This window comes from Marinactinospora endophytica (assembly GCF_054780875.1).
On sequence record NZ_BAAGVM010000023.1, the window covers coordinates 1 to 21,726 of the forward strand.

The following is a 21,726-nucleotide window of genomic DNA, read 5'->3' on the forward strand; positions in this document are numbered from 1 at the left end:
CGGCGTTCGAGGCCGACCCCGACACTGACGCGATCGTGATGATCGGTGAGATCGGTGGGGACGCCGAGGAGCGTGCGGCGGAGTTCATCAAGGCCAATGTGACCAAGCCGGTGGTGGGCTACGTGGCCGGGTTCACCGCGCCGGAGGGCAAGACGATGGGGCATGCCGGGGCGATCGTGTCGGGGTCCTCCGGCACGGCCGCGGCGAAGAAGGAGGCCCTGGAGGCCGCCGGCGTCAAGGTCGGCACCACCCCCAGCGAGGCCGCGCGGCTGGCCCGCGCCCTCTACTGAACCGGCAGGAGACCGCCATGTCACCCCTTCACAAGCCCGGTACCTCCTGGGACTCCGTCTACGGCCGTTGCCGCTCCGCCGCCCCCGAGGCGTTCGGCGCCGATCGCGTCCACAACCACTGGGGCGGTCGCTGGCACGCCGACGGCGTGCCACGGCCCGCGTTCTCGCCCGTGGACGGACGCGAGATCGCCGGCCCCCCGATGCTCGACGCGGCCACCGCCGAGCGGGCCGTCGCCGCGGCGGCCGACGCCCACGAGTCCTGGCGGCGCAGACCGCTGCGCGAACGCAGGTCGAAGGTCCGCGCCACGCTCGCCTCCTGGCGGGAACACCGCGACCTGCTCGCCCTGCTCCTGGTGTGGGAGATCGGCAAACCATGGCGCCTGGCCTGTCAGGACGTCGACCGCGCGATCTCGGGGGTCGAGTGGTACCTCGACGAGGTCGAGGACATGCTCGCCGGACGCGAGGCCCTGCCCGGTCCCGTCTCCAACATCGCGAGCTGGAACTACCCGATGAGCGTGCTCGCCCACGCGATGTGCGTCCAGGCGCTGGCCGGCAACGCCGTCATCGCCAAGACGCCCACCGACGGAGGGCTGTGCTGCCTGACGCTGGCCGTCGCCCTGGCGGTCCGGGAGGGGCTGCCGCTGACCCTGCTCAGCGGTGGGGGCCGGGAACTGTCGCCGGTGCTCGTGCGCTCCCCCCGGATCGGGTGCGTGTCGTTCGTGGGGGGACGCGACGCCGGAGGGCAGGTGGCCACCGCGCTCGCGGACCTGGGCAAACGGCACATCCTCGAACAGGAGGGACTCAACTGCTGGGGGGTGTGGGAGTTCTCCGACTGGGAGACCTTCGGCGCCCAGGTCCGCGCGACGTTCGACTACGCCAAGCAGCGCTGTACCGCCTACCCGCGCTTCGTCGTCCAACGCTGCCTGTTCGACCGCTTCCTCGCCGCCTACCTGCCGGCCGTCACCTCGGTGCGTTTCGGCGACCCCCTCGCGGTGGAGCGTCCCGGCGACGACTACCCCGATCTCGACTTCGGGCCGCTCATCAGCGCGGCCAAGGCCAAGGACCTGGCCGGCCTGGTCGACGACGCGGTCGCCAAGGGGGCGATCCCGCTCTATCGGGGAACGCTCGACCAGGGCCGTTTCCCCACGGGAGGCGACACCGACGCCTACCTCGCGCCGGTCACGCTCCTGGAACCGCCGCGCGCCTCCCCGTTGTTCCACGCCGAACCCTTCGGGCCGGTCGACACCATCGTCCTCGTCGACACCGAGGCCGAGCTCCTCGCCGCGATGAACGCGAGCAACGGTGCCCTGGTCGGGACGGTCTCCTGCGACGAGGAGTCGACCGCCATCCGACTCGCGGCCCAGGTGCGTGCCTTCAAGGTCGGCGTGAACCGGCCCCGTTCGCGGGGCGACCGCGCCGAGCTGTTCGGGGGCTGGGGCGGTTCCTGGCGGGGGGCCTTCGTCGGTGGCCGCCTCCTCGTCCACGCGGTGACCGTCGGGCCGCCCGATGAGCGCCTGCCCGGCAACTTCCCCGACTACACCCTGCGTCCCGCGGGGCTCGCGGTGGGCTGAGCCGCCTCCCGGGTCTCGGGGAGCGCGGTTCCTCCCCGAGCCCGCGCTCCCCGTCAGTCGGCACTCGGACACGACCGGAGAACGGTTGCCATGTGGACACCTCCCCCCAGTCCCTCCTCCGCCACCGTCGCCTCCGAGGACCGGGGGCGGCCGCGGATCGCGTTGCTCGCGCTGTTGGGCGTGGCACCGTCGGCCTGGGCCCTGTGGTGGTTCGGAGGAGGGCACGGGGGAGCGGGGGAGCTGACCGAGGCCGGTGGTCCCGACCTCATGGCCGGTCTGGGCCACGCCGTCGATCTCCTCGGGCGGGTGTGGCCGTTGCTGCTGGCGGGATTGGTCGTGGGAGCGGCCCTGGAGGCCTTCCTGCCGCGCCGGGCCGCGGTCGCGGCGCTGGGCGACGGCTCCCGCCCACTGCGCGCCGCCCTGGCCGGAGCCGCGCTGGGCGCCGGCTCGCTGCTGTGCGTCTCGGGGACCACTCCGGTGGCGCTCGCGCTGCGTCGCCGGGGCGCGCCACTGGCCGGGACGGTCGCCTTCTGGACGGTGGGACCGCTGCTCAACCCGGCGGCCCTGGCGCTGTTGGCGTCGGTGCTGCCGTGGCCGTGGGTGGCGGCGCGGGTGGCCGCCGGGGTCCTCCTCGTCATCTTCGTCGCCGGGTGCCTGCGCGACCGCGTTGGGCGGGGTCCGCTTCGGCTCCCCCCGCCGGCCCGGCGCGCCCCCGGGGCGGACGCGGGCGGGGCCGTCCGCGCGTTCGGCCGCGCGCTGGCGGGCATGGCGCGTACTCTCCTGCCGGACTATCTGATCCTCCTGCTCGCGACCGGAATCGCGCGGACCTGGCTGGGGGCGGTGCCGTGGCAGGGCTGGGTGGTGGCCGGGATCGCGGTGGCCGCGGTGGCCGGGGTGCTGCTCGTGGTCCCGTTGGGAGGGGAGGTGCCGATCGTGGTGGGAATGGCGGCGTCGGGCGCCGTCGGGGCGGCGGGAGCGCTCCTGGTGACCCTGCCCCTGGCCGGGCTGCCCACGCTCCTGCCGTTGCGGGGCGCGGTGGCGCCGCGTGTCCTGGCGGTGTCGTCCTGCGCGGCCGTTCTCGTCGGACTTACCGTGGGGGGCGTGCTGGCGGTGCTGGATGCCGGGCTTGTACAATGAATATTGTCTCGTTCGATATTGTCGTGGTGAGCGCATCGTGGCCGGTCCGGACCCCTCCGCGCCGGGCCGGCCCCGGTGCAGATCGAGGAAGAGCGTGCCCCGCGTCATCGCCCGGCCCGTGTCGACGAGCGCCCCGCGGACGGCATCCGCCAGGGCGGGCGGACGCCGGACATCCGGCGAGTCCATGAACCGCGGAGCCCGAGACCCCCTTCGCCCGGTCGAGGCCGGCTACGGCGAGGATGACACTCCGGCGAGTTCGCGCCCCCGCCGCCAACGCGCAGGGGTGGTGAGCCGCCCGGTGGACGCGCCCGTCCTCCCTCCTCCCGCGGCGTCCCACCGTCTCCCCGAACGGAGCCGCCAGGCGAGGGAGGAGTTTTCCCCGATACCTGCCGGGTAGCGGCCGGAGGCGAAAACCGGCGCGGTGCCGGCGATCCGGGAGAAGGAGGAGGCGACGGTGGACCATTCGCGAGCCCCCGTGCTGGAGGCGCTGGAGGACTTCAAACGACGTGGCGACGTGTCGTTCAATCCGCCAGGGCACAAACAGGGCCGTGGGATCGACGAGCGTGTCCGCGCCGTCATGGGCGACTCGGTGTTCGCCTCCGACATCCTGTCGATGAACGCGCTGGACGACCGCGCCATGAGCAAGGGGGTGCTGGCCGCCGCCCAGGACCTCATGGCCGATGCCGTGGGGGCCACCCACACCTTCTTCTCCACCTGCGGCAGTTCCCTGTCGGTCAAAAGCGCGATGCTGGCCGTCGCGGGGCCGGGCGAGAAGCTGCTGGTATCGCGCAACGCCCACAAGTCGGTGATCGCCGCGGTCATCATCAACGGCGTCGAACCGGTGTGGGTGCACCCCCACTTCGACGAGGACCTCCACCTGGCCCATCCGCCCGAACCGCAGGACGTGCGCCGCGCCCTGGAGGCCCACCCCGACGCCAAGGGGATGCTGCTGGTCACCCCCACCGATTACGGCACCTGCGCCGACATCGCCGGGGTCGCGTTGGTGTGCCACTCCCACGGTGTGCCGCTGATCGTCGACGAGGCGTGGGGCGCCCACCTTCCCTTCCACTCCAGCCTGCCCGCGTGGGGCGTCTACGCCGGAGCCGACCTCGTCGTGACGAGCGTCCACAAGATGGGCGGCGCGATCGAGCAGAGCTCGGTGTTCCACCTGCGCGGCAACCGGGTCGATCCGGCGGTGCTCAAGATGCGCGAGGACCTGCTGGGCACCACGAGCGCCTCCGTCCTGGTCTACGCGGCGTTGGACGGTTGGCGCCGGCAGATGGTGGAACGCGGCGAGGAGCTGCTCGACGCCGCGCTGACCCGGGCCCAACGGGTCCGCGAGCGGATCGCCGACCTGCCCGGCCTCGACGTGATGGGGCTGGAGGTGGTCCGTCCGGGCGGGGCCGCCGACCTCGACCCGCTCAAGGTCGTCGTGGACGTCTCCGGACTGGGGATCAGCGGTTACCAGGCGGCCGACCACCTGCACGCGCGCCACCACGTCAACGTGGGGCTGGCCGACCACCGCAGGTTCGCCGCGCAGATCACCCACGCCGACGACGACACCACGATCACGGCCCTGCTCGACGCCGTGACCGCGTTGGCCGAGGAGTCCCGCGACATGGCCCCTCCGTCCCCGGTTCACCTCCCGCCCTCCGGCGCGCTGGAACTGGAGACGGTGATGCTGCCCCGCGACGCCTTCTTCGGTCCGGCCGAACAGGTCCCCCGGGCGAAGGCGGTGGGCCGGGTCGCCGCGGAGATCATCAGCCCCTATCCGCCGGGCGCCCCCGTGATCGCGCCGGGGGAACGCATCACCGCGGAGGTGCTGGACTACCTGGCCAGCGGTCCGCCGGCCGGAATGGTGCTGCCCGACGCGGTCGATTCCACGATGGAGACGCTGCGGGTGGTCGCGGAGTAACGTCCACCACGCCGGCGCGGCATCGGCCCGGGGCGAGGCCGCGCCGTTCAGGCGCGCGGGCGGCGCAGCCGCGGGGATCGTCCCGCTGGGTCCTCGCCCGATCGGTCGCCGAGGGCGGGACACCCGCGGTGGCTCGACGTCTGGCATCGCGCGCGGACGGCCGTGTCGGTACCCCCTCCGTTACGTCCACGGGGGCCGGAGTGTCGGTGAGAGGCGCTAACGTCGGACACGTCGTGAGGGCGGCTCGTAAGGAGAACGCCGTCACCGGCGTCGGCCCCGTCGTGCCACGGGCAGCGGGGGCGGCCGTGGGCGCCACCGTGGAGGACGGCCGGGGTGGTGCCCCTTGAGGCCCCGGCCCGTGTCCTCCTCCGAGGGACACGGGCCGGGGCCGTGCATTCCCCTCGCCACCCCGTTCCCCGGGCCGTGACGGGCCGCGTGTCTCCCCCCGGACGTTCTCGTCCAGTGCGGCACACGGTCGTTTATAGTGACTCTGTGCAGTCATTTACATACGCAGAGTCACTGATTGACGGGGTCTCTCACCGTGGCCGAATGGAACGCGCCACGACCCGGGTCTTCCGCAACGACTGGAGCGTGCTGACACCCCCCGAGCTCGGCGCATGGACCCCACGTCTCACCGTCAGCGTCGTCATCGCCGCCTGCGGCGACCAGCGGCGCCTGGACCTGGTCCTCGCCGCGCTCGCCGCCCAGACCTATCCCGACCGCCTGTTCGAGGTCGTCGTGGTCGACGACCACTCCGTCCCCCCGCTGCGACTGCCGTTGATCCGCCCGCGCTCCTGCCGGATCGAACCCGCCCCCGCCGCGGGCTGGGGTGGGGGGCACGCCCGCGCCTACGGCGCCCACATCACCTCCGGCGAGATCATCTGCTGGCTCGACCCCGACATGATCGTCGACCCCCGCCACATCGAGGCGCACGCCCGCTGGCACCATCTGCATCCCGAGTGCGTCACGCTCGGCGGCGTCCGCTTCGCCGCGTCCCACCCCACCGACCCCGCCGACATCGCGGTGCTGGCGCGCACCGGTCGTCTCGCCGAGGTGGTGCCCGGCGAGCACGGACACGAATGGGTGGAACGCCTGCTGGCCAGCAGCGACGACCTGCGCGACCCCGACCACCTCGGCTTCCTCACCCACATCGGATCCAACGTCGCCCTGCGCCGCTCGTTGTACGAGGCCGCGGGCGGACTCGACCCCGCGCTCACCCTCGGACAGGACACCGAGTTCGGCTACCGGCTGTGGCAGGCGGGTGCCGTGTTCGTGCCCGAGCGCCAGGCCACGGGACGCCACCTGGGACCGGCCACCGTGACCCGGGCGCGCGTACCCTCCCTGCGGTTCCGCGCCGATGTGCTGGCCGCCTACATGCCCCATCCGCGTTCCCACCGTGACCGTTCCCCCAACACCGCCGGCGCCGCCCGCGTCCCGCTCGTCCGCGCGGTCGTCGACGTCGCCGGAGCCCGCTACGAGGTGGTGCGGGCCTGCGTGGACCGGTTGCTGAACTGCGCCGAGAGCGATCTCACCGTCACCCTCGTGGCCGATTGGGACGGGTGTGCCGGCCAGCGCGCCGGAACCGCGGGTCCGCGTCTGGAATTGCGGTTGATCCAGGCCAACTACCTCGGTGACCCCCGGGTCTCCTTCAGCACGAGCAGACCGCGCACCGGCTTTCCCTCGCCCTATCTGCTGGACGTGCCCGTCACGCGGGGGGTGGGGCGCGACACCGTCTCCCGCCTCATCGAGCGGGCCGATCGCGCCCGCGCCGGTCTGACCGAGCTGGCCTGCGCGGACCGCCCGGACGGACCCGTCCTGCGACTGTGGCGCACCCGGGCCCTGGTCCGGGCGTTGCGCGTCCGCGCGCCAGGGGAGGACCTGGCCAGGGTCATCTCCCAGGTCCATGGCCGCTGCCGGGTCCAGGGCGAGGTCGAGGACATGGTCGAGCTTCCCGGCCTGCCGGTCGAGCAGCTGCAAAGCCCGGTGTGGCCCCGCCGTGAGCCCGGATCCGTGGCCGGTCGCATCCCCGGACCACCGCGTGCGGGGAAGCGGCAGGCGCGGGTGGGGCGTGGGCGGGCCAGTCTGACCTACTGGCGGTTGCACCGGGCGGTCCCGTTCCTGCGCCCACCGCTACGCGCCGTTCGCGCCTGCGTCCGTCTTCTGCGTCCCACGGCGGTCTGACGGGGGACGGGAAGAGGGCCGGCGGTGGCTGCTAGGGTGCCATGGACCGTTCCATGGTTTCGGCCCTTTTGGGCTCTTGGCGCTGTCGAACAACGGCACGCCCGGAGTGGCCCGAGAGCCGCGCGTCCCGTCGAGGAGGCCGACGCGCCCGTCTGGGCCGTCCCATACCCGCCGGTAGTTGAGAGACGAGTACCGTGACGCATCCCCCGACCTTCGCCGACCCCGAGATCGCCGGTCTGCTCAGGGAGAACAAGCAGCGGCTCCTGGACGACTGGAGCAGGGAGGTGGCGCTGTGCCTGCGCGGGAGCCTGGAACCCGAGGAGATCCGCGAGGATCTCGCCGAACTCCTCCAGGCCATGATCGCGGCGATGGACGAGGGAGCCGACGAGACCACGACGGGTGAGCTCCGCGCCCTGCTGGAGGAGCTGTCGCGGCGGCGTGCCCGGCAGGACTTCCGCCCGTCGGAGACCGCGACGAGCGTGTTCGCGATCAAGGACGTCGTCCGCGCCCTGCTGGGCCCCGCCCCGGCCTACGAGACGCTGGAGCGTTTCTTCGGCTTCTCCCGGTTCGTCGACGAGCTCGCCCTGATCACCTACGACAGTTACGTCAACGCCCGCGAACAGGTCATCATCGACCAGGCCGAGCAGCTGCTGGAGCTGTCCACGCCCGTGGTCAAGCTCTGGGAGGGGGTCGTCGCGGTTCCGCTCGTGGGCACCCTCGACTCCGCCCGCACCCAGGTGGTCATGGAGAAGATGCTCCAGACCCTGGTCGAGACCGGCTCCGAGTACGCCGTGATCGACATCACCGGGGTCTCCGCCGTGGACACCCAGGTCGCCCAGCACCTGATCAAGACGGTCGCCGCGGCGCGGCTCATGGGCGCCGAGTGCGTCATCTCCGGTATCAGGCCGCAGATCGCCCACACGATCGTCACGCTCGGCATCGAGTTCAGCGACATCGTGACCAAGGCGTCCCTCGCCGACGCGCTCGCCTACGCCCTGCGCCGCAGCGGCGTCGAGATCGTCCGCTTGCCGGAGGAGACCCAGTGATGACCACCCGGGTGCCCATCCTCAAGGTCGGCCACATCCTGCTCGTCTCCATCCAGGTCGACCTCGACGACCAGGCGGTCATGGCCCTCCAGGAGGACCTGTCGGAGCGCATCGTCGCCACCGGCGCGCGTGGGGTCATCATCGACATCACCGCGGTGGAGTTCGTGGACTCCTTCATCGGGCGCATGCTGTCCACGATCGCGGGGATCTCCCGGATGCTCGACGCCGAGACGGTCGTGGTCGGCATGCAGCCGGCCGTCGCCATCACCCTGGTCGAGCTCGGACTGACCCTCGACGGCATCCGTACGGCGCTGGACCTGGAGAAGGGGATGAGACTGCTGTCGGCGGCGGGGACGGACCCGGCCAGCGGGAAACGGGCGGAGGCATGATCGCCGGCAGGGCCCCGGCCGTCGGCGAGGAGGTCGCCATCGCCTCCAACGCCGATGTGGTCCGGGTCCGCCAGGTGGTCAGGTCGGCGGCCATCGCCGCCCGTCTGTCACTGGTCGACCAGACGAAACTGGTGACCGCGGCCAGCGAACTCGCCCGTAACACCCTCGTCCACGGGGGCGGTGGCAAGGCTCAGGTCGAGACGCTCGTCCAGGAGCGGCGCAGCGGCGTCCGGGTCGCCTTCAGCGATCAAGGGCCCGGGATCCCCGACCCGGAGACGGCGCTCACCGACGGGTGGACCAGCGGAAACGGTCTCGGCCTGGGGCTGGGGGGCGCCCGGCGCCTGGTCGACGAGTTCGACCTCCTCACCGAGGTGGGCAAAGGGACCAAAGTGGTCGTGACCAAGTGGGCGAGGTGACCTCCTCCCCGAGTCAGGGCCCGGCCGGTGACGGCGCCGTGTGGATCCCGATCGACCACGAGAGCAGTGTCGGGGCCGCGCGCAGAACCGCCGGGACACTCGCCGAACGGGCCGGTCTCGGCGAACACCGCGCCGCCGAGGTCGCCATCGCGGTGAGCGAGGCCGCCTCGAATCTGGCCAAGCACGCCGAGAACGGTGTCCTCATGCTGCGTGTCCGTGACGCGGGACCGACGGTGATCGACCTGCTCGCCGTGGACAGCGGTCCGGGGATGGCCAGTGTCGACCTGTCCCGCCGCGACGGCCACTCCACCACCGGGACGCTGGGCATCGGTTTCGGGGCCATCGGCCGGATGGCCGACGAACTCGACGTCCACTCCCGCCCCGGCCACGGAACGGTCCTGGCCGCGGCCTTCACCGCGAAGGAGGACGGACGCCTCCGGAGGCAGGCCGACGGGCTGGCCCGCCCGATCTCCGGCGAGACCGTCTGCGGTGACGGCTACCTCATCGAGGAACGCGACGGTCACCTCACGGCGGTCGTCTTCGATGGTCTGGGCCACGGCCCTGCCGCCGCCTTGGCGACCCGCACGGCCCTGGAGGCGTTCCAGGCGTCCGACGAGACGACACCGAGGGGCCTGCTCGGTGACGTCCACCGCGCCATCGGGTCCACGCGAGGCGGGGCCGCCGGAATCGTCCGAATCGACCTTGACGCCCGGTCTGTCGCCTACGCCGGCCTCGGCAACATCTCGGGGTGGGTCGCGGCGTCGGAGGGCCGGCAGAGCATGGTCTCCATCCCGGGTATCGTCGGACACCAGGCCCGATCGCTGCGCGAGTTCACCTACGAGCTGCCGCAGGACTCGACCGTCGTCCTGCACTCCGACGGGCTCAGTTCCCGCAGGATCACCGGCATCCCGCCCGGCCTGGGAAGGCACGGTCCCCTGGTGATCGCCGCCACCCTGTTACGCGACGCGGGGATCCGCCGCGACGACTCGTGCGTTCTCGTGCTGAAGCCGGACATGTGAGCCCCGACGGGGAGGCCGCGTGGGGCCTGCGGGAGCCGGGACGGTGGTGTGGGAAGGGACGGAAAACGGCACGGTGAGCGGACGAGACGACGGCACACGGCGCCCCGGGATCGGGGCGATGGTGCGTGCCGGCCTGTCCCGCCTCGGCGTGGGAGGGGACGGCAGGGCCCGGGAGGCCGAGCTGGAGGAGGCCCGCCGACAGCGGGACGAGCTGCGCAGGGCCAACGCCGAGCTGGAGGCGGCCCTCCACGAGGCTCGCACGCTCTACAACGAGCTCTCCCAGGAGCTGGAGGAGACCAACCGGGGGGTGGTCGCCCTGTACGCGGAACTGGACGAGAAGTCCGCCCAGCTCCGCGAGGTCGGCGAGGCCAAGGACCGGTTCTGGGCGGGGGTGAGCCACGAACTGCGCACCCCCCTCAACTCGGTCATCGGCCTGACCGGGCTGCTGGCGGATCCCGCGGCCGAGCCCCTCTCGGCCGAACAGCGCTACCAGGTCGAGCTCATCCGCGACTCGGCGCGGACCCTCCTCGGGCTCGTCAACGAGCTCCTCGACCACGCCAAGGCCGAATCCGGGCGGATGGAACCGGTCCTCACCACCGTGGAGCTCCCGTCCTTCCTCCAGCACCTGCGGGCGGGGCTGCGCCCGCTGGCCGAGGAGGCCGGGATCGGCCTGGTGGTGGACCTGGACGCGGCCCCGCGGTTCTTCGTCACCGACGAGCGGATGCTCGAGCGGATCCTGCGCAACCTGCTGTCCAACGGGGTGAAGTTCACCGAGCGCGGCGAGGTCCGCCTCACCGTGGAGCCGGGAGGGGAGGAAGAGCTGATCTTCACCGTCTGCGACACCGGGGTGGGGATCCCCGCCGAGTACCAGGAACGGGTCTTCGAGGAGTTCTTCCAGGCCCCGCGCCGACCCGGCGAGGGCGATCGGGCGCGCGGCACCGGGCTGGGCCTCGCCTATGCCAGGCGGCTGGCCGGGCTGCTCGGTGGCGACCTGTCCCTCACCAGCGCCCCGGGGGAGGGCACCCGGGTACGCCTCCGGCTGCCCGCGACGCGGGCGCCCCTTCCCGAGGCCGCGCCCACGGGCCTGGTCCGACGGGTTCTCCTCGTCGACGACGACCCCGCCTCACGCGCGCTCCTACGGGAGCTGGTGGAAGGGACCGCCCAAGAGGTGGAGGAGGCCGAGGACGACGACGCGGCCCTGCGCCGCATCCGCCTGGCCCCTCCCGACGCCGTCGTCCTGCGCCTGCACGAGCCGGCCACCGGAAGTCGTCTGGTGCTGCGCGCGCTGGAGCGCCGACACGGGGGCGGCCGTGTCCCGGTCGTGCTCATCGCCCCGACGTCCCTGCCGACGGCGCAACTCGCCGGCGGCGGGGCGGTGCGAGCGGTCGTGGACGCAACCGACCTGTCCCGGGCGGCGCTCGCCGACGCCTTGTCGAAGGCGACGACGGGCGGCAGTTGACACGAGGAGCAGAGGATGAGCGAGGCACCGGCCACCGTGCTGGTGGTGGACGACACCCTGACCAAACGCTACGTGTACTCCACTTGGCTGCGCCGCAGCGGGCATACCGTCTTGGAGGCGAGTAGCGGGGGAGAGGCGTTGCGGGAGCTCGCCGAGCGCGAGATCGACCTGGTGGTCCTGGACGTCCGGTTGCCCGACATGAGCGGGTTCGAGGTGTGCGAGCGGATCAAGGCCGATCCGGCGACCGCCGCGCTTCCCGTCCTCCAGGTCTCGGCCTCGGCGATCAGCGTCGCCGACCGGGCCCACGGACTGTCCAGGGGCGCCGACGTCTACATGACCGACCCGATCGAACCGGAGGAGTTCCTCGCCACGGTCGACGCCGCCCTGCGCTATTCGCGGGCGCGGCTGAAGGCGGAGAACAAGGCGGGGCTGCTCACCCTGCTCACCCGGACCACGCTGGCCATGAACACGGCCAGGTCCTTCGAGGAGCTCACCGCGACCGCGGTGAACGCCGCGGGGGAGATCTTCGGCCAGGTGGCCGTCGTCCTGGAGGCGCCCGACGGCCGGGTCGTCGGCGCGCGCCCGGGCGGCGGCTCCAGCACCGCCTCCTTCGAGTGTGACGCCACGGCGTTGTTCGACGGGATCGCGGGCGGCGCCACCGGTCCGGTCAGGTTCTCCGCGGAACAGTGGGCCGCGGTGAGCGCCGGCGCCCGCCTCCCCGGCCCGGTGCAGGCCGCGATCGCCCACGGCGGGGAGGGGCGGGGACGGGTCTGCGTGGCGGTGGGAACGCCGGGACGCGGCGCCGACGAGCTGGACGTCATGCACCAGCTCGCCGAGGCGCTCGCGCTCGCGGCCGGAACCCTGCACTCCTACCTGGAGGAACGCGCCATCGCGCTGACCCTGCAGCACAGCTTCCTGCCCCGCAGGCTGCCCCAGGTCCCCGGAATGGATCTCGCCGTGCGCTACGAGCCGGCCGACGACCAGGTCGAGATCGGCGGTGACTTCTACGAGGTCCTGTGGCTGGAGGACCGTCTGCTCATCGCGATCGGCGACGTGCAGGGCCACTCCCTGTACGCCGCCACGGTCATGGCCGAGCTGCGGCACGCGCTGCGCGCCTGCGTGCTCGACGACCAGCGCCCCGGCGTCATCCTGAGCCGGCTCAACCGGGTGCTGTCGCGCTACTACCCCGACCAGACCGCGACGGTGTGCCTGGTGCTGGTCGATCCGGCGACGCGACGGATCGAGATCGCCAACGCCGGCCACATCCCGCCCCTGCTCGTCGGCGACGGGGCCGCCGCCTACGCGGGCACCGGCGGGGTCCTCCTGGGCACGCCGGTGGACCGGGCGCGCGAGGAGGCCCACGTGCTGCCGCCGGGCGGCGCGGTGCTCCTGGTCACCGACGGGCTGGTCGAGGACCGTTCCGTCCCCATCGACGACAACCTCGACGCCCTCGGCCGCCTGGCCAGGTCCATGGGGGAGGACCTGGAGGCGTTCGGCGACCGCGTACTGGGGCACTTCGGGCGCAGGGAGGACGACAGCGCGCTGGTCATCGCCCGCTTCCGCGATTAGGAGGGGCGCGGGCCCGGCCGCTCTCAGGCGGGCCGGCGCGCGTGCAGCAGGAAGGTCATCGGTATCCTGCGGCGGAGCTCCTCGGGCATGGCGGGAAAGACGGTCCAGTACTCGTCGGGGCGCTCCTCCAGACGGGTGATGGTCAGCCCCGCGTCGATCAGCGCCTGCACGACGTCGCCGATCGGCCACAGCCGTTCGTGCTTGGTCGAGGGCGGCACGTCGAGTTCGCCGATGTAGGTCGTCGGCCAGCCGACGTTGCTCTCGGCGTGGCCGAAGTAGTCGACGCCGGAGGCGACGGGCTCGGCCGCGTCCTGGTCGAACAGCCATCCCGCGGGATGGCCGTCGAACACCGACACCACCCCGCCGGGGCGCAGCAACCGGGCGACGACGTGCGCCCACGCGGCCAGATCGTGGATCCAGCACAGCGCGCCGCGTCCCGTGTAGACGAGGTCGGCGGTGCCGTCCAGCGAGTGCGGGGTGTCCAGCACATCACAGTGATGGAACCGGGCGGGCGCGCCGATCGCGGCGGCCGTGGCCCGCGCGTTGGCCACCTGGACCTCGGAGATGTCCACCCCGACGACCTCCTGCGCCCCCTCCAGCAGCAGCGACAGGGTGTCGCGCCCCGACGCGCACTGCAGGTGGATCGCGCGCCGGCACCACGGGGCGAGATCGCCCAGCGCGGCGCGTTCGACGGGGTGGACCGACGACCGTCCGGCACGCAGCTCGGCGATGGCCTCGGGCAGCCCCTCGCTGTAGCGTTGCGCGGCCTCGTTCCAGGCGACCCGGTTGGCGGCGTGGCGGCGGCGCACCTCGGCCGGCTCGGCGGCGGGGGGCTCGGGGGTCCAGGCGGGAGTGGTCATGTGGATCGGTCCTCTCGTCGGCCCGACCCTAACGCCACGCGGCGCCCGCTCAAACGGGTTTTCCGGGCGCCGCGCGCGACGTCAGCTCGACTGGATCTCCCCGCCGATGGGCGCCAGCACCTCGCCCGTGTAGTAGGACGACAGCCGGCCGCTGGCGAAGAACACGTAGGAGGGGGCGATCTCGTCGGGGTCCGCGGCCCGGCCCATCGGGGCCTGCTGTCCGAACCCCTCGACCTTCTCCTCCGGCAACGTCGCCGGGATCAGCGGTGTCCACACCGGGCCGGGGGCGACGCAGTTGAACCGGATCCCCTTGTCCGTGTAGTGCTGGGCCAGGCAGTACGTCAGGTTCATCACCGCGGCCTTGGAGGTGGCGTAGTCGATCAGGCTCTTGTTGCCGCGCAGGCCGTTGACCGATCCGGTGATGATGACCGAGCCGCCCTCGGGCAGGTGCGGGACCGCCTCCCGCAGCAGCCAGAACACCCCGAACACGTTGACCTGGTAGGTGCGGGTCAGCTGTTGGGTGCTCAGCTTCGCGAAATCCTCCACCGGGGCCTGGGTGCCGTGGTGGGCCACCACGATGTCGAGCCCGCCGAACTCGGCGACCGCGCGCGCCACCACGTCCGCGCAGTGTGCCTCGTCGCCGAGGTCCCCCGGGATGGGCAGGCAGCGCGCGCCGGCCTGCTCCACCAGTTCCGCGGTGCGCCGGGCGTCCTCGTGCTCCTCCAGGTAGGCGATCGCGACGTCGGCGCCCTCCTTGGCGAAGGCGATCGCCACCGCGCGCCCGATCCCGGAGTCGCCGCCGCTGATCAGCGCCTTTTTCCCGGAGAGCAGGCCCCGCCCCTCATAGTCGCGCATCTCGTCGCGTGGTTCGGGCGTCATCGGCCCGGTCCGCCCGGGATAGGGCTGGCTCTGCGCGTCCGGCTGCGTCATGCCGCACACCCCCGTCTCTTCGTGTCCGTCGCGATCCATCCCACGGCTATCCCGCGGACACGGGGGTAAACCCGCCCGCCGCCATGGGCGGCGGGCGGAGGCGGTGTCAGGCCACGCCGATCGCGTCGATGGACTCCTGGAGCTTGGTCCGCATCTCCTCCGACAACGGCGCCGACCCGGTCTCGTCGGAGGCGGCCTGCTGGCCCTCCTCGCTGATCACGTAGTCGAGGAAGGCGGTGACGCCCGCCGCCTCGTTCTCGTCGGCGTACTCCATGCAGGCGATCTCGTAGCTCACCAGGACGATCGGGTAGGTGCCCGCCTCGGTGGTGCCGTAGTCGAGTTCGAGGGCGTGGTCGTGTTCGGGGCCGCCCTCGCGTTCGGGGGAGGAGGCCACGACGGCCGCGGCCGATTCCGGGGACAGCTCCACGAACTCGCCACCGACCCCGACCCGCACCGTGGACATGTGCCCGACGTGGGAGGCCTCGACGTAGCCGATCGTCCCGTTGCCGCCCTCGACGGCCTGGGCGACGCCGCTGTTGCCCTGCCCGGCCTCGGCCGCGGGGATCGGCCACTGCCCGTCGGCCTCGTGCGGCCAGGCGTCACCGGCCGCGGCGGCCAGATAGGCGGTGAAGTTCTCGGTGGTGCCGGACTCGTCGGAGCGGCTGACCGGGGTGATCGGCGTGTGCGGCAGGTCCACGCCGGGGTTGGTCTCGGCGATGGCCGGGTCGTCCCAGTGGGTGATCTCCTGCCCGAAGATCCGCGCGATGGTCTGCGGGGTCAGGTCGAGGGAGTCCACGCCCTCCAGATGGAACACCACGGCGATCGGCACCACGTAGGCCGGGATGTTGATCGGGTCGGACCCGTGGCAGCGCGCCCTGGCCTCCTCGGTCTCCTCGGGGTCCAGCGCGGCGTCGGAGCCGGCGAAGTCCACGGCGCCGTCGATGAACTGGCTGCGCCCGCCGCCCGAGCCGATCGCGTCGTAGAACACCAGCGAGTCCTGGCAGGCGGTCTGGTAGCCGGCGATCCACACCTGCATCGCGTTCTCCTGCGCGCTGGATCCCGCGCCGGAGATGCTGCCGGACAGACACTCCAGGTCGGCGGGGACCGGAACCGGAGCGGTGCCGCGGACGGCGTTGTCGCTGCCGCACCCCGTCGCCAGCGCGACCGCGCCGGCCAGCGCGATCGTGGACATCCTTCGGTAGGTCGACGCCTGCACTGCTCTGAACTCCCCCTCGACAACGCCGGGTCCGCCTAGTGTGTGCACGGAAGACGCCCGGTGACGGACAGATGGCGCGAAAGTGATCGGACGCCGTCGAAGAATTTACAGCAGGGAAAACGGTGCAGGTCTGCGGGAGGCCGACCGGCGCCGCGTCCTATCAGGGGTGGAAGGGGCCGGAAGGCGCGTCCCGTGCCGCCTCCGGGGGCCGGCGGGCCAGGGGCGATCGGGCCACACGCCTCGCGGGGACACGGCCTCGCCCCCGTGGTCGTCCCGCCGTGGGCCGGCCCGAGGATGTCCTCTCCCGCACCGCCCCGTCCTCGGCCGTAGCGGGGCGCCTCCGGTGGGCCACCCCGACAGCGCCGGGCAGGCGACCGGGCACCGGGCGCGCCGCCGCCCGGGCAGGGTGAGGCGGACACGGAACCGGCGTGGCCGATCCCGTACCGATCGGCGTACAACACGCCGTTTCGGGAAGTCACCTTGTGACGAGCCCCACCGCTCTAGGCTGAAACGCGGCGGACGGCCACGCCGCTACAGGTGCAGGTGAACACGACGACCTCCCCCGGGTCGCGCGGGCGGGGGACGCGAAGGAGCACGCATTGCGACCCTGGCTGGGCACCCCCTATCCGCTCGGCGCCACCTACGACGGCGCCGGAACGAACTTCGCTCTGTACTCGCAGGTCGCCGACCACGTCGAACTGTGCCTGTTCGACGACGACACCGGCGCGGAGACCCGCGTCAGGCTCCCCGAGGCACACGGATTCGTGCACCACGGCTACCTGTCGGGGGTCGGCCCCGGGCAGCGCTACGGCTACCGCGTGCACGGTCCCTACGATCCCGCCGCCGGACTGCGCTGCAACCCGGCGAAGCTGCTCATCGACCCCTACGCCAAGGCCATCACCGGCGGGGTGATCTGGGATGAGGCCCTGTTCGGCTACCGCTTCGGCACCGAGGAGCAGCGCAACGACGCCGACTCCGCGCCGTTCGTGCCCAAGTCGGTGGTCGTCAGCCCCTTCTTCGACTGGGGCAACGACCGGCCGCCGAAGACGCCCTACAACGAGAGCGTCATCTACGAGGCGCACGTGCGCGGGCTGACCATGCGCCACCCCGACGTCCCCGAGGAGATGCGCGGGACCTACGCCGGGCTCGCCCATCCCGCCGTCATCGACCACTTCCAGCGGCTCGGGGTGACGGCGGTGGAGCTGATGCCCGTGCACCAGTTCCTGCACGACCACGCGCTGATCGCGCGGGGACTGCGCAACTACTGGGGGTACAACACCATCGGGTTCTTCGCGCCGCACGAGGAGTACGCGGCCACGGCCGCCACGCGCGGGCCCGGCGCCCAGGTGCAGGAGTTCAAGGCGATGGTCAAGGCGCTGCACGAGGCCGGCATCGAGGTGATCCTCGACGTCGTCTACAACCACACCGCCGAGGGCAACCACCTGGGGCCGACCCTGTCCATGCGCGGCATCGACAACCAGGCCTACTACCGCCTCGTCGACGACGACCCCCGCTACTACATGGACTACACCGGCACGGGGAACTCGCTCAACGCCCGAGACCCGCACTCGTTGCAGCTCATCATGGACTCGCTGCGCTACTGGGTGCTGGAGATGCACGTCGACGGGTTCCGGTTCGACCTGGCCTCGGCGCTGGCCCGGGAGTTCTACGACGTCGACCGGCTGAGCGCCTTCTTCGACATCGTGCAGCAGGACCCGGTGATCTCACAGGTCAAGCTGATCGCCGAGCCCTGGGACGTGGGGCCGGGCGGCTACCAGGTGGGCAACTTCCCCCCGCTGTGGACGGAGTGGAACGGCAAGTACCGCGACACCGTCCGCGACTTCTGGCGCGGCGAGCCCGCCACACTGGGCGAGTTCGCCTCACGCATCACCGGTTCCTCCGAGCTGTACCAGGACGACGGGCGCCGGCCGTTCGCCTCGATCAACTTCGTCACGGCCCACGACGGTTTCACCCTGACCGACCTCGTCTCCTACAACGACAAGCACAACCTCGCCAACGGCGAGGACAACGCCGACGGCCACAACGACAACCGGTCGTGGAACTGCGGGATCGAGGGCCCCACCGACGATCCCGCGATCAACGCCCTGCGCGACCGGCAGCGGCGCAACATCCTGGCCACCCTCATGCTGTCCCAGGGGGTGCCGATGCTGCTGCACGGAGACGAGATCGGCCGTACCCAGGCCGGCAACAACAACGCCTACTGCCAGGACAGCGAGCTGACCTGGATGGACTGGACGCTGGTGGAGGAGAACGCCGACCTGCTGGCCTTCACCGCGGCCATCACCGAGCTGCGCCACCACCACCCGATCTTCCGGCGCACCCGGTTCTTCGCGGGCAGCCCCATCCGCAAGGGCGACGAACTGCGCGACATCGCCTGGTTCACGCCCGACGGCGCCGAGATGACCGAGGAGAACTGGGAGGCGCCCTTCGGCCGGTGCATCGTGGTGTTCCTCAACGGCGAGGGCATGACCGACCTCGATCCGCGGGGCGAGCGGGTCACCGACGACTCGTTCCTGCTGTGCTTCAACGCCCACTACGGCGATGTCGAGGTCACGATCCCCGACCAGGACTACGGGGCCGAGTGGAGCGTCGTGGTCGACACCTCCACCGGCGAGGTGTTCGCCCCGTCGGGGGCGGTGGCGCCGCCGGAGGCGCAGGGCATCCGGCGCACGGTCAAGGCCAACGGCACGATGGCGCTTCCCGCGCGTTCGCTGCTGCTCCTGCGCCGTACGGCGGAGGGGCGCGGCACCACCGCGCGGCGGAGCGCGGAGACCGAGAAGCGGTAGGGCGGCCGCGAGCCGCACGGCAGGGACGGGGAGGGGCCGGTGAGCCGAAGGGAACGCGCAGTGGGACCGGGGGTGCCGAGCTCGACCTACCGGCTGCAACTACGACCGGAGTTCACGCTGGGGGACGCCGCGCGGGTGGCCGACTACCTGCACCGGCTGGGGGTCGGCGCGGTGTACACCTCTCCGCTGTTGACGGCGGCCCCCGGCTCCACCCACGGCTACGACGTGGTCGATCCGGCCCAGGTCTCGGCCGCGCTGGGCGGGGAACGGGCGCGCCGCGCGCTGGTGGGGTGGCTGCGCGAGCTGGGCATGGGCCTGGTGGTCGACATCGTGCCCAACCACATGTCGGTCGCCGACGCCGCGGCCAACCCGTGGTGGTGGGACGTGCTGCGCCACGGACCCCGGTCGCGCTACGCGCGCTTCTTCGACATCGACTGGTCGGCCGGACCGCTGTTGCTGCCGGTTCTGGCGGACGACGGCGACGGAGGGGAGGCCGCGCTGGGCGAACTCGCCATCGCGGACGACTGCCTCACCTACTACGAGCACCGTTTCCCGCTGGCTCCCGGCAGCTACGCGCCGGGGGACAACCCCGGGCCGGCGCACGAACGCCAGCACTACCGGCTGGTGTCGTGGCGGCGGGCCGGCTCGGAGCTGACCTACCGACGCTTCTTCGACGTGGCGACCCTCGCCGCGGTGCGCGTCGAGGAGCCCGACGTGTTCGCCGCGACGCACGGGGAGATCCTGCGCTGGGCCGCGGCGGGAGACGTCGACGGACTGCGCGTGGACCACCCGGACGGGCTGAGCGACCCGGGCGGCTACGCCCGTCGGCTGCGCCAGGACTTCCCCGGCTGGATCGTGGTGGAGAAGATCCTCGCCCCCGACGAGTCCCTTCCGGCGTCCTGGCCGGTCGACGGGACGACCGGGTACGACGCGCTGCGCGAGGTGTGCGGGCTGTTCGTCGATCCCGCCGCGGAGGGGCCGCTCACCCGCCTCGCCGAGGAGAGGGGGGTCCAGACCGACTTCGCGCGGGTCGAGGCCGACTGCCGGCGCCACGTCGCCACGCGGGTGCTGGGGGCCGAGGTCCGCCGGATCGCGGCGCTGCTGGAGGGCGCCGACCCGGGACGGGCGCGTGCGGCGGTCGTCGAACTCCTCGTCGCCTTCCCGGTCTACCGTTCCTATCTGCCCGAGGGGGCGGCCGAGTGGGGGCGCGCGCTGGGAGGGGCCCGCGCGGCCCGTCCCGACCTGGCGGCCGAACTCGCCGAGATCGACCGTCGGGTACGGGCCGAGCCCCGCGGTGAACTGGCCCGCAGGATCCAGCAGACCAGCGGCATGGTCGTGGCCAAGGGCACCGAGGACACCGCCTTCTACCGCTACACCCGGTTCGTCGCGCTCAACGAGGTGGGGGGCGCCCCCGAACGCTTCGGCGTGGATAGCGCGGAGTTCCACGCCCGCGCGGCCGCCCGCGCGGCGTCGCGGCCGGACACGATGACGACGCTGTCCACCCATGACACCAAGCGCGCGGAGGACGTGCGGGCCCGTCTGGCGGTGCTCTCCGAGATCCCCGAGGAGTTCGCCGCGGCGGTGCGCCGGTGGAGCGGGCGCTGTGGCCTGAGCGAGCCGTCGCTGAACCTGCTGGCCTGGCAGACGCTGCTCGGCGCGTGGCCGATCGACTCGGGACGGTTGCGCGACTACCTGACAAAGGCGGCCAAGGAGGCCAAGCTCCGCACCTCGTGGACCGAACCCGACCCCGACTTCGAGCGGGAGGTGGCCTCCTGGCCCGAGCGGGTGTTCGCCGACCCGGTTCTGGTCGGGGAGGTGACCGGTTTCGCCGAACGGATCACCCCGGCCGGATACTCCAACGGGCTCGGCCAGAAGCTGCTCCAGCTTCTGGGCCCCGGGGTTCCCGACGTCTACCAGGGCAGCGAGCTGTGGGACCTGTCACTGGTCGACCCCGACAACCGGCGCCCGGTGGACTACGCCCTGCGCGAGGAGCTGCTGGCCAAGCTGGAGGACGGCTGGCTACCCGAGGTGGACCACAGCGGGGCGGCCAAGATGCACGTGGTCCGTACGGCGTTGCGGTTGCGCCGCGACCACCCGGTCGAGGGATATCTGCCCTTGGCCGCCCAGGGGCCGTCCGCCCACCACGCGGTCGCGTTCGCACGCGGACGCGACCGGATCCACCCGCCCGACGTGGTCGCCGTCGCCACGCGGCTGCCGTTGGGGTTGGAGAGGGCGGGAGGCTGGCGGGACACGGTCCTGCCGTTGCCGGTGGGGCCGGGCCGTTGGGGTGACCTGCTCACCGGACGCGAGATCCAGGCCGATCCCGACGGGCTCGCGGCCCCCCTCCTGGCCGACCTGCTGGACCGTTATCCGGTGGCGCTGCTGCTTTGCCGGTGAGGACCGGTCTGGCGGGGACGGCGTGCGGGGCGCCTTCCGGAGGCCGGCCCCGGCTCCGTGCGGGGCTCAGCCGACCGCTTCGCTGTCCCGGCCGGCGTCGGGATGGTGGAGGCGGAAGGCCGGACGGTCGTCGCGGATCCGGGGGAGCGAGGTGAAGTTGTGGCGTGGGGGCGGGCACGAGGTGGCCCACTCCAGCGAGTTGCCGTACCCCCACGGGTCATCACCCCGGGCGCGTTCACCGGACCGCGCGGTGATCCAGACGTTGGCGAGGAAGAACAGCGTGGAGGCGCCCAGGATGAACGAGCTCACCGAGGAGAACTGGTTCAGCGCGGTGAAGCCGTCAGAGGGCAGGTAGTCGGCGTAGCGGCGGGGCATCCCCTCCGCGCCCAGCCAGTGGTGGACGCCGAAGGTGCCGTGGAAGCCGAGGAACAGCGTCCAAAAGTGCCACTTCGCCAGCTTCTCGTTGAGCATCTTGCCGGTGAACTTGGGCCACCAGAAGTAGAAGCCGGCGAACATCGCGAAGA

General features: G+C 72.4%; 16 protein-coding genes and 1 pseudogene. 13 read left to right on the plus strand and 4 right to left on the minus strand.

The features are described from left to right. The 11 genes and pseudogenes from ACYVHU_RS26330 to ACYVHU_RS26380 form a co-directional block, all read left to right on the plus strand. Window positions 1-290 (plus strand): annotated as a pseudogene (locus ACYVHU_RS26330) (succinate--CoA ligase subunit alpha); the annotation flags it as partial. Between the two features lie 17 nt (window positions 291-307). Then, on the plus strand, window positions 308-1,861 hold the full coding sequence (locus tag ACYVHU_RS26335; protein WP_078763726.1) for an aldehyde dehydrogenase family protein: 1,554 nt from the start codon (window positions 308-310) through the stop codon (window positions 1,859-1,861). Window positions 1,862-1,951: 90 nt separating this feature from the next. Beyond that, entirely contained in the window at window positions 1,952-2,998 is a 1,047-nt protein-coding gene (locus ACYVHU_RS26340; protein ID WP_078763725.1) for a permease, read from the plus strand. Window positions 2,999-3,452: 454 nt separating this feature from the next. Next, window positions 3,453-4,913, plus strand: coding sequence for an aminotransferase class I/II-fold pyridoxal phosphate-dependent enzyme (locus tag ACYVHU_RS26345; RefSeq protein WP_498949876.1), 1,461 nt, complete (start codon window positions 3,453-3,455; stop codon window positions 4,911-4,913). Between the two features lie 549 nt (window positions 4,914-5,462). After that, a complete protein-coding gene (locus ACYVHU_RS26350) occupies window positions 5,463-7,094 on the plus strand; it encodes a glycosyltransferase family 2 protein (protein WP_144390257.1) in 1,632 nt (543 codons plus the stop codon). A 194-nt stretch (window positions 7,095-7,288) separates the two neighbouring features. Next, window positions 7,289-8,140 (plus strand): STAS domain-containing protein, encoded by an 852-nt coding sequence (locus ACYVHU_RS26355; RefSeq protein WP_235001160.1) that lies wholly within the window; start codon window positions 7,289-7,291, stop codon window positions 8,138-8,140. After that, window positions 8,140-8,529, plus strand: a complete 390-nt coding sequence (locus ACYVHU_RS26360; protein WP_078763724.1) for an STAS domain-containing protein — start codon at window positions 8,140-8,142, stop codon at window positions 8,527-8,529. The genes ACYVHU_RS26355 and ACYVHU_RS26360 overlap by 1 nt, the downstream gene beginning before the upstream one ends. Beyond that, window positions 8,526-8,945: an ATP-binding protein gene (locus tag ACYVHU_RS26365; protein ID WP_078763723.1), complete on the plus strand. Its 420-nt coding sequence runs from the start codon at window positions 8,526-8,528 to the stop codon at window positions 8,943-8,945. The genes ACYVHU_RS26360 and ACYVHU_RS26365 overlap by 4 nt, the downstream gene beginning before the upstream one ends. Then, entirely contained in the window at window positions 8,942-9,964 is a 1,023-nt protein-coding gene (locus ACYVHU_RS26370; protein WP_432940986.1) for an ATP-binding SpoIIE family protein phosphatase, read from the plus strand. The genes ACYVHU_RS26365 and ACYVHU_RS26370 overlap by 4 nt, the downstream gene beginning before the upstream one ends. 73 nt (window positions 9,965-10,037) lie before the next feature. Continuing rightward, window positions 10,038-11,423: an ATP-binding response regulator gene (locus tag ACYVHU_RS26375; RefSeq protein ID WP_498949879.1), complete on the plus strand. Its 1,386-nt coding sequence runs from the start codon at window positions 10,038-10,040 to the stop codon at window positions 11,421-11,423. A 15-nt stretch (window positions 11,424-11,438) separates the two neighbouring features. Next, the gene (locus ACYVHU_RS26380; protein ID WP_432940980.1) at window positions 11,439-12,992 is read left to right on the plus strand and encodes a SpoIIE family protein phosphatase; all 1,554 of its coding nucleotides are present in this window, start codon (window positions 11,439-11,441) and stop codon (window positions 12,990-12,992) included. A gap of 23 nt (window positions 12,993-13,015) precedes the next feature. Here ACYVHU_RS26380 and ACYVHU_RS26385 read toward each other — a convergent pair whose 3' ends face one another. The 3 genes from ACYVHU_RS26385 to pstS all read right to left on the minus strand — a co-directional run bounded on the left by ACYVHU_RS26385 (window position 13,016) and on the right by pstS (window position 15,974). Continuing rightward, window positions 13,016-13,852 carry a class I SAM-dependent methyltransferase gene (locus ACYVHU_RS26385; protein ID WP_498949881.1) on the minus strand — a complete coding sequence of 279 codons (837 nt, stop codon included), beginning with the start codon at window positions 13,850-13,852 and terminating at the stop codon, window positions 13,016-13,018. A gap of 81 nt (window positions 13,853-13,933) precedes the next feature. Continuing rightward, window positions 13,934-14,782 carry an SDR family oxidoreductase gene (locus tag ACYVHU_RS26390; RefSeq protein WP_078763735.1) on the minus strand — a complete coding sequence of 283 codons (849 nt, stop codon included), beginning with the start codon at window positions 14,780-14,782 and terminating at the stop codon, window positions 13,934-13,936. 106 nt (window positions 14,783-14,888) lie between these two features. Further along, window positions 14,889-15,974: a phosphate ABC transporter substrate-binding protein PstS gene (pstS, locus tag ACYVHU_RS26395; RefSeq protein WP_078763734.1), complete on the minus strand. Its 1,086-nt coding sequence runs from the start codon at window positions 15,972-15,974 to the stop codon at window positions 14,889-14,891. 623 nt (window positions 15,975-16,597) lie between these two features. Here pstS and glgX point away from each other — a divergent pair. Both glgX and treY read left to right on the plus strand, forming a co-directional pair. Then, window positions 16,598-18,805, plus strand: coding sequence for a glycogen debranching protein GlgX (gene glgX, locus ACYVHU_RS26400; RefSeq protein WP_078763709.1), 2,208 nt, complete (start codon window positions 16,598-16,600; stop codon window positions 18,803-18,805). 39 nt (window positions 18,806-18,844) lie between these two features. Next, window positions 18,845-21,202, plus strand: a complete 2,358-nt coding sequence (treY, locus tag ACYVHU_RS26405; RefSeq protein ID WP_498949884.1) for a malto-oligosyltrehalose synthase — start codon at window positions 18,845-18,847, stop codon at window positions 21,200-21,202. Window positions 21,203-21,268: 66 nt separating this feature from the next. On the opposite strand, the gene ACYVHU_RS26410 is transcribed toward treY, so the two are convergent. Beyond that, the coding region (locus tag ACYVHU_RS26410; RefSeq protein ID WP_498949886.1) for a cbb3-type cytochrome c oxidase subunit I at window positions 21,269-21,726 on the minus strand (458 nt) is incomplete at its 5' end.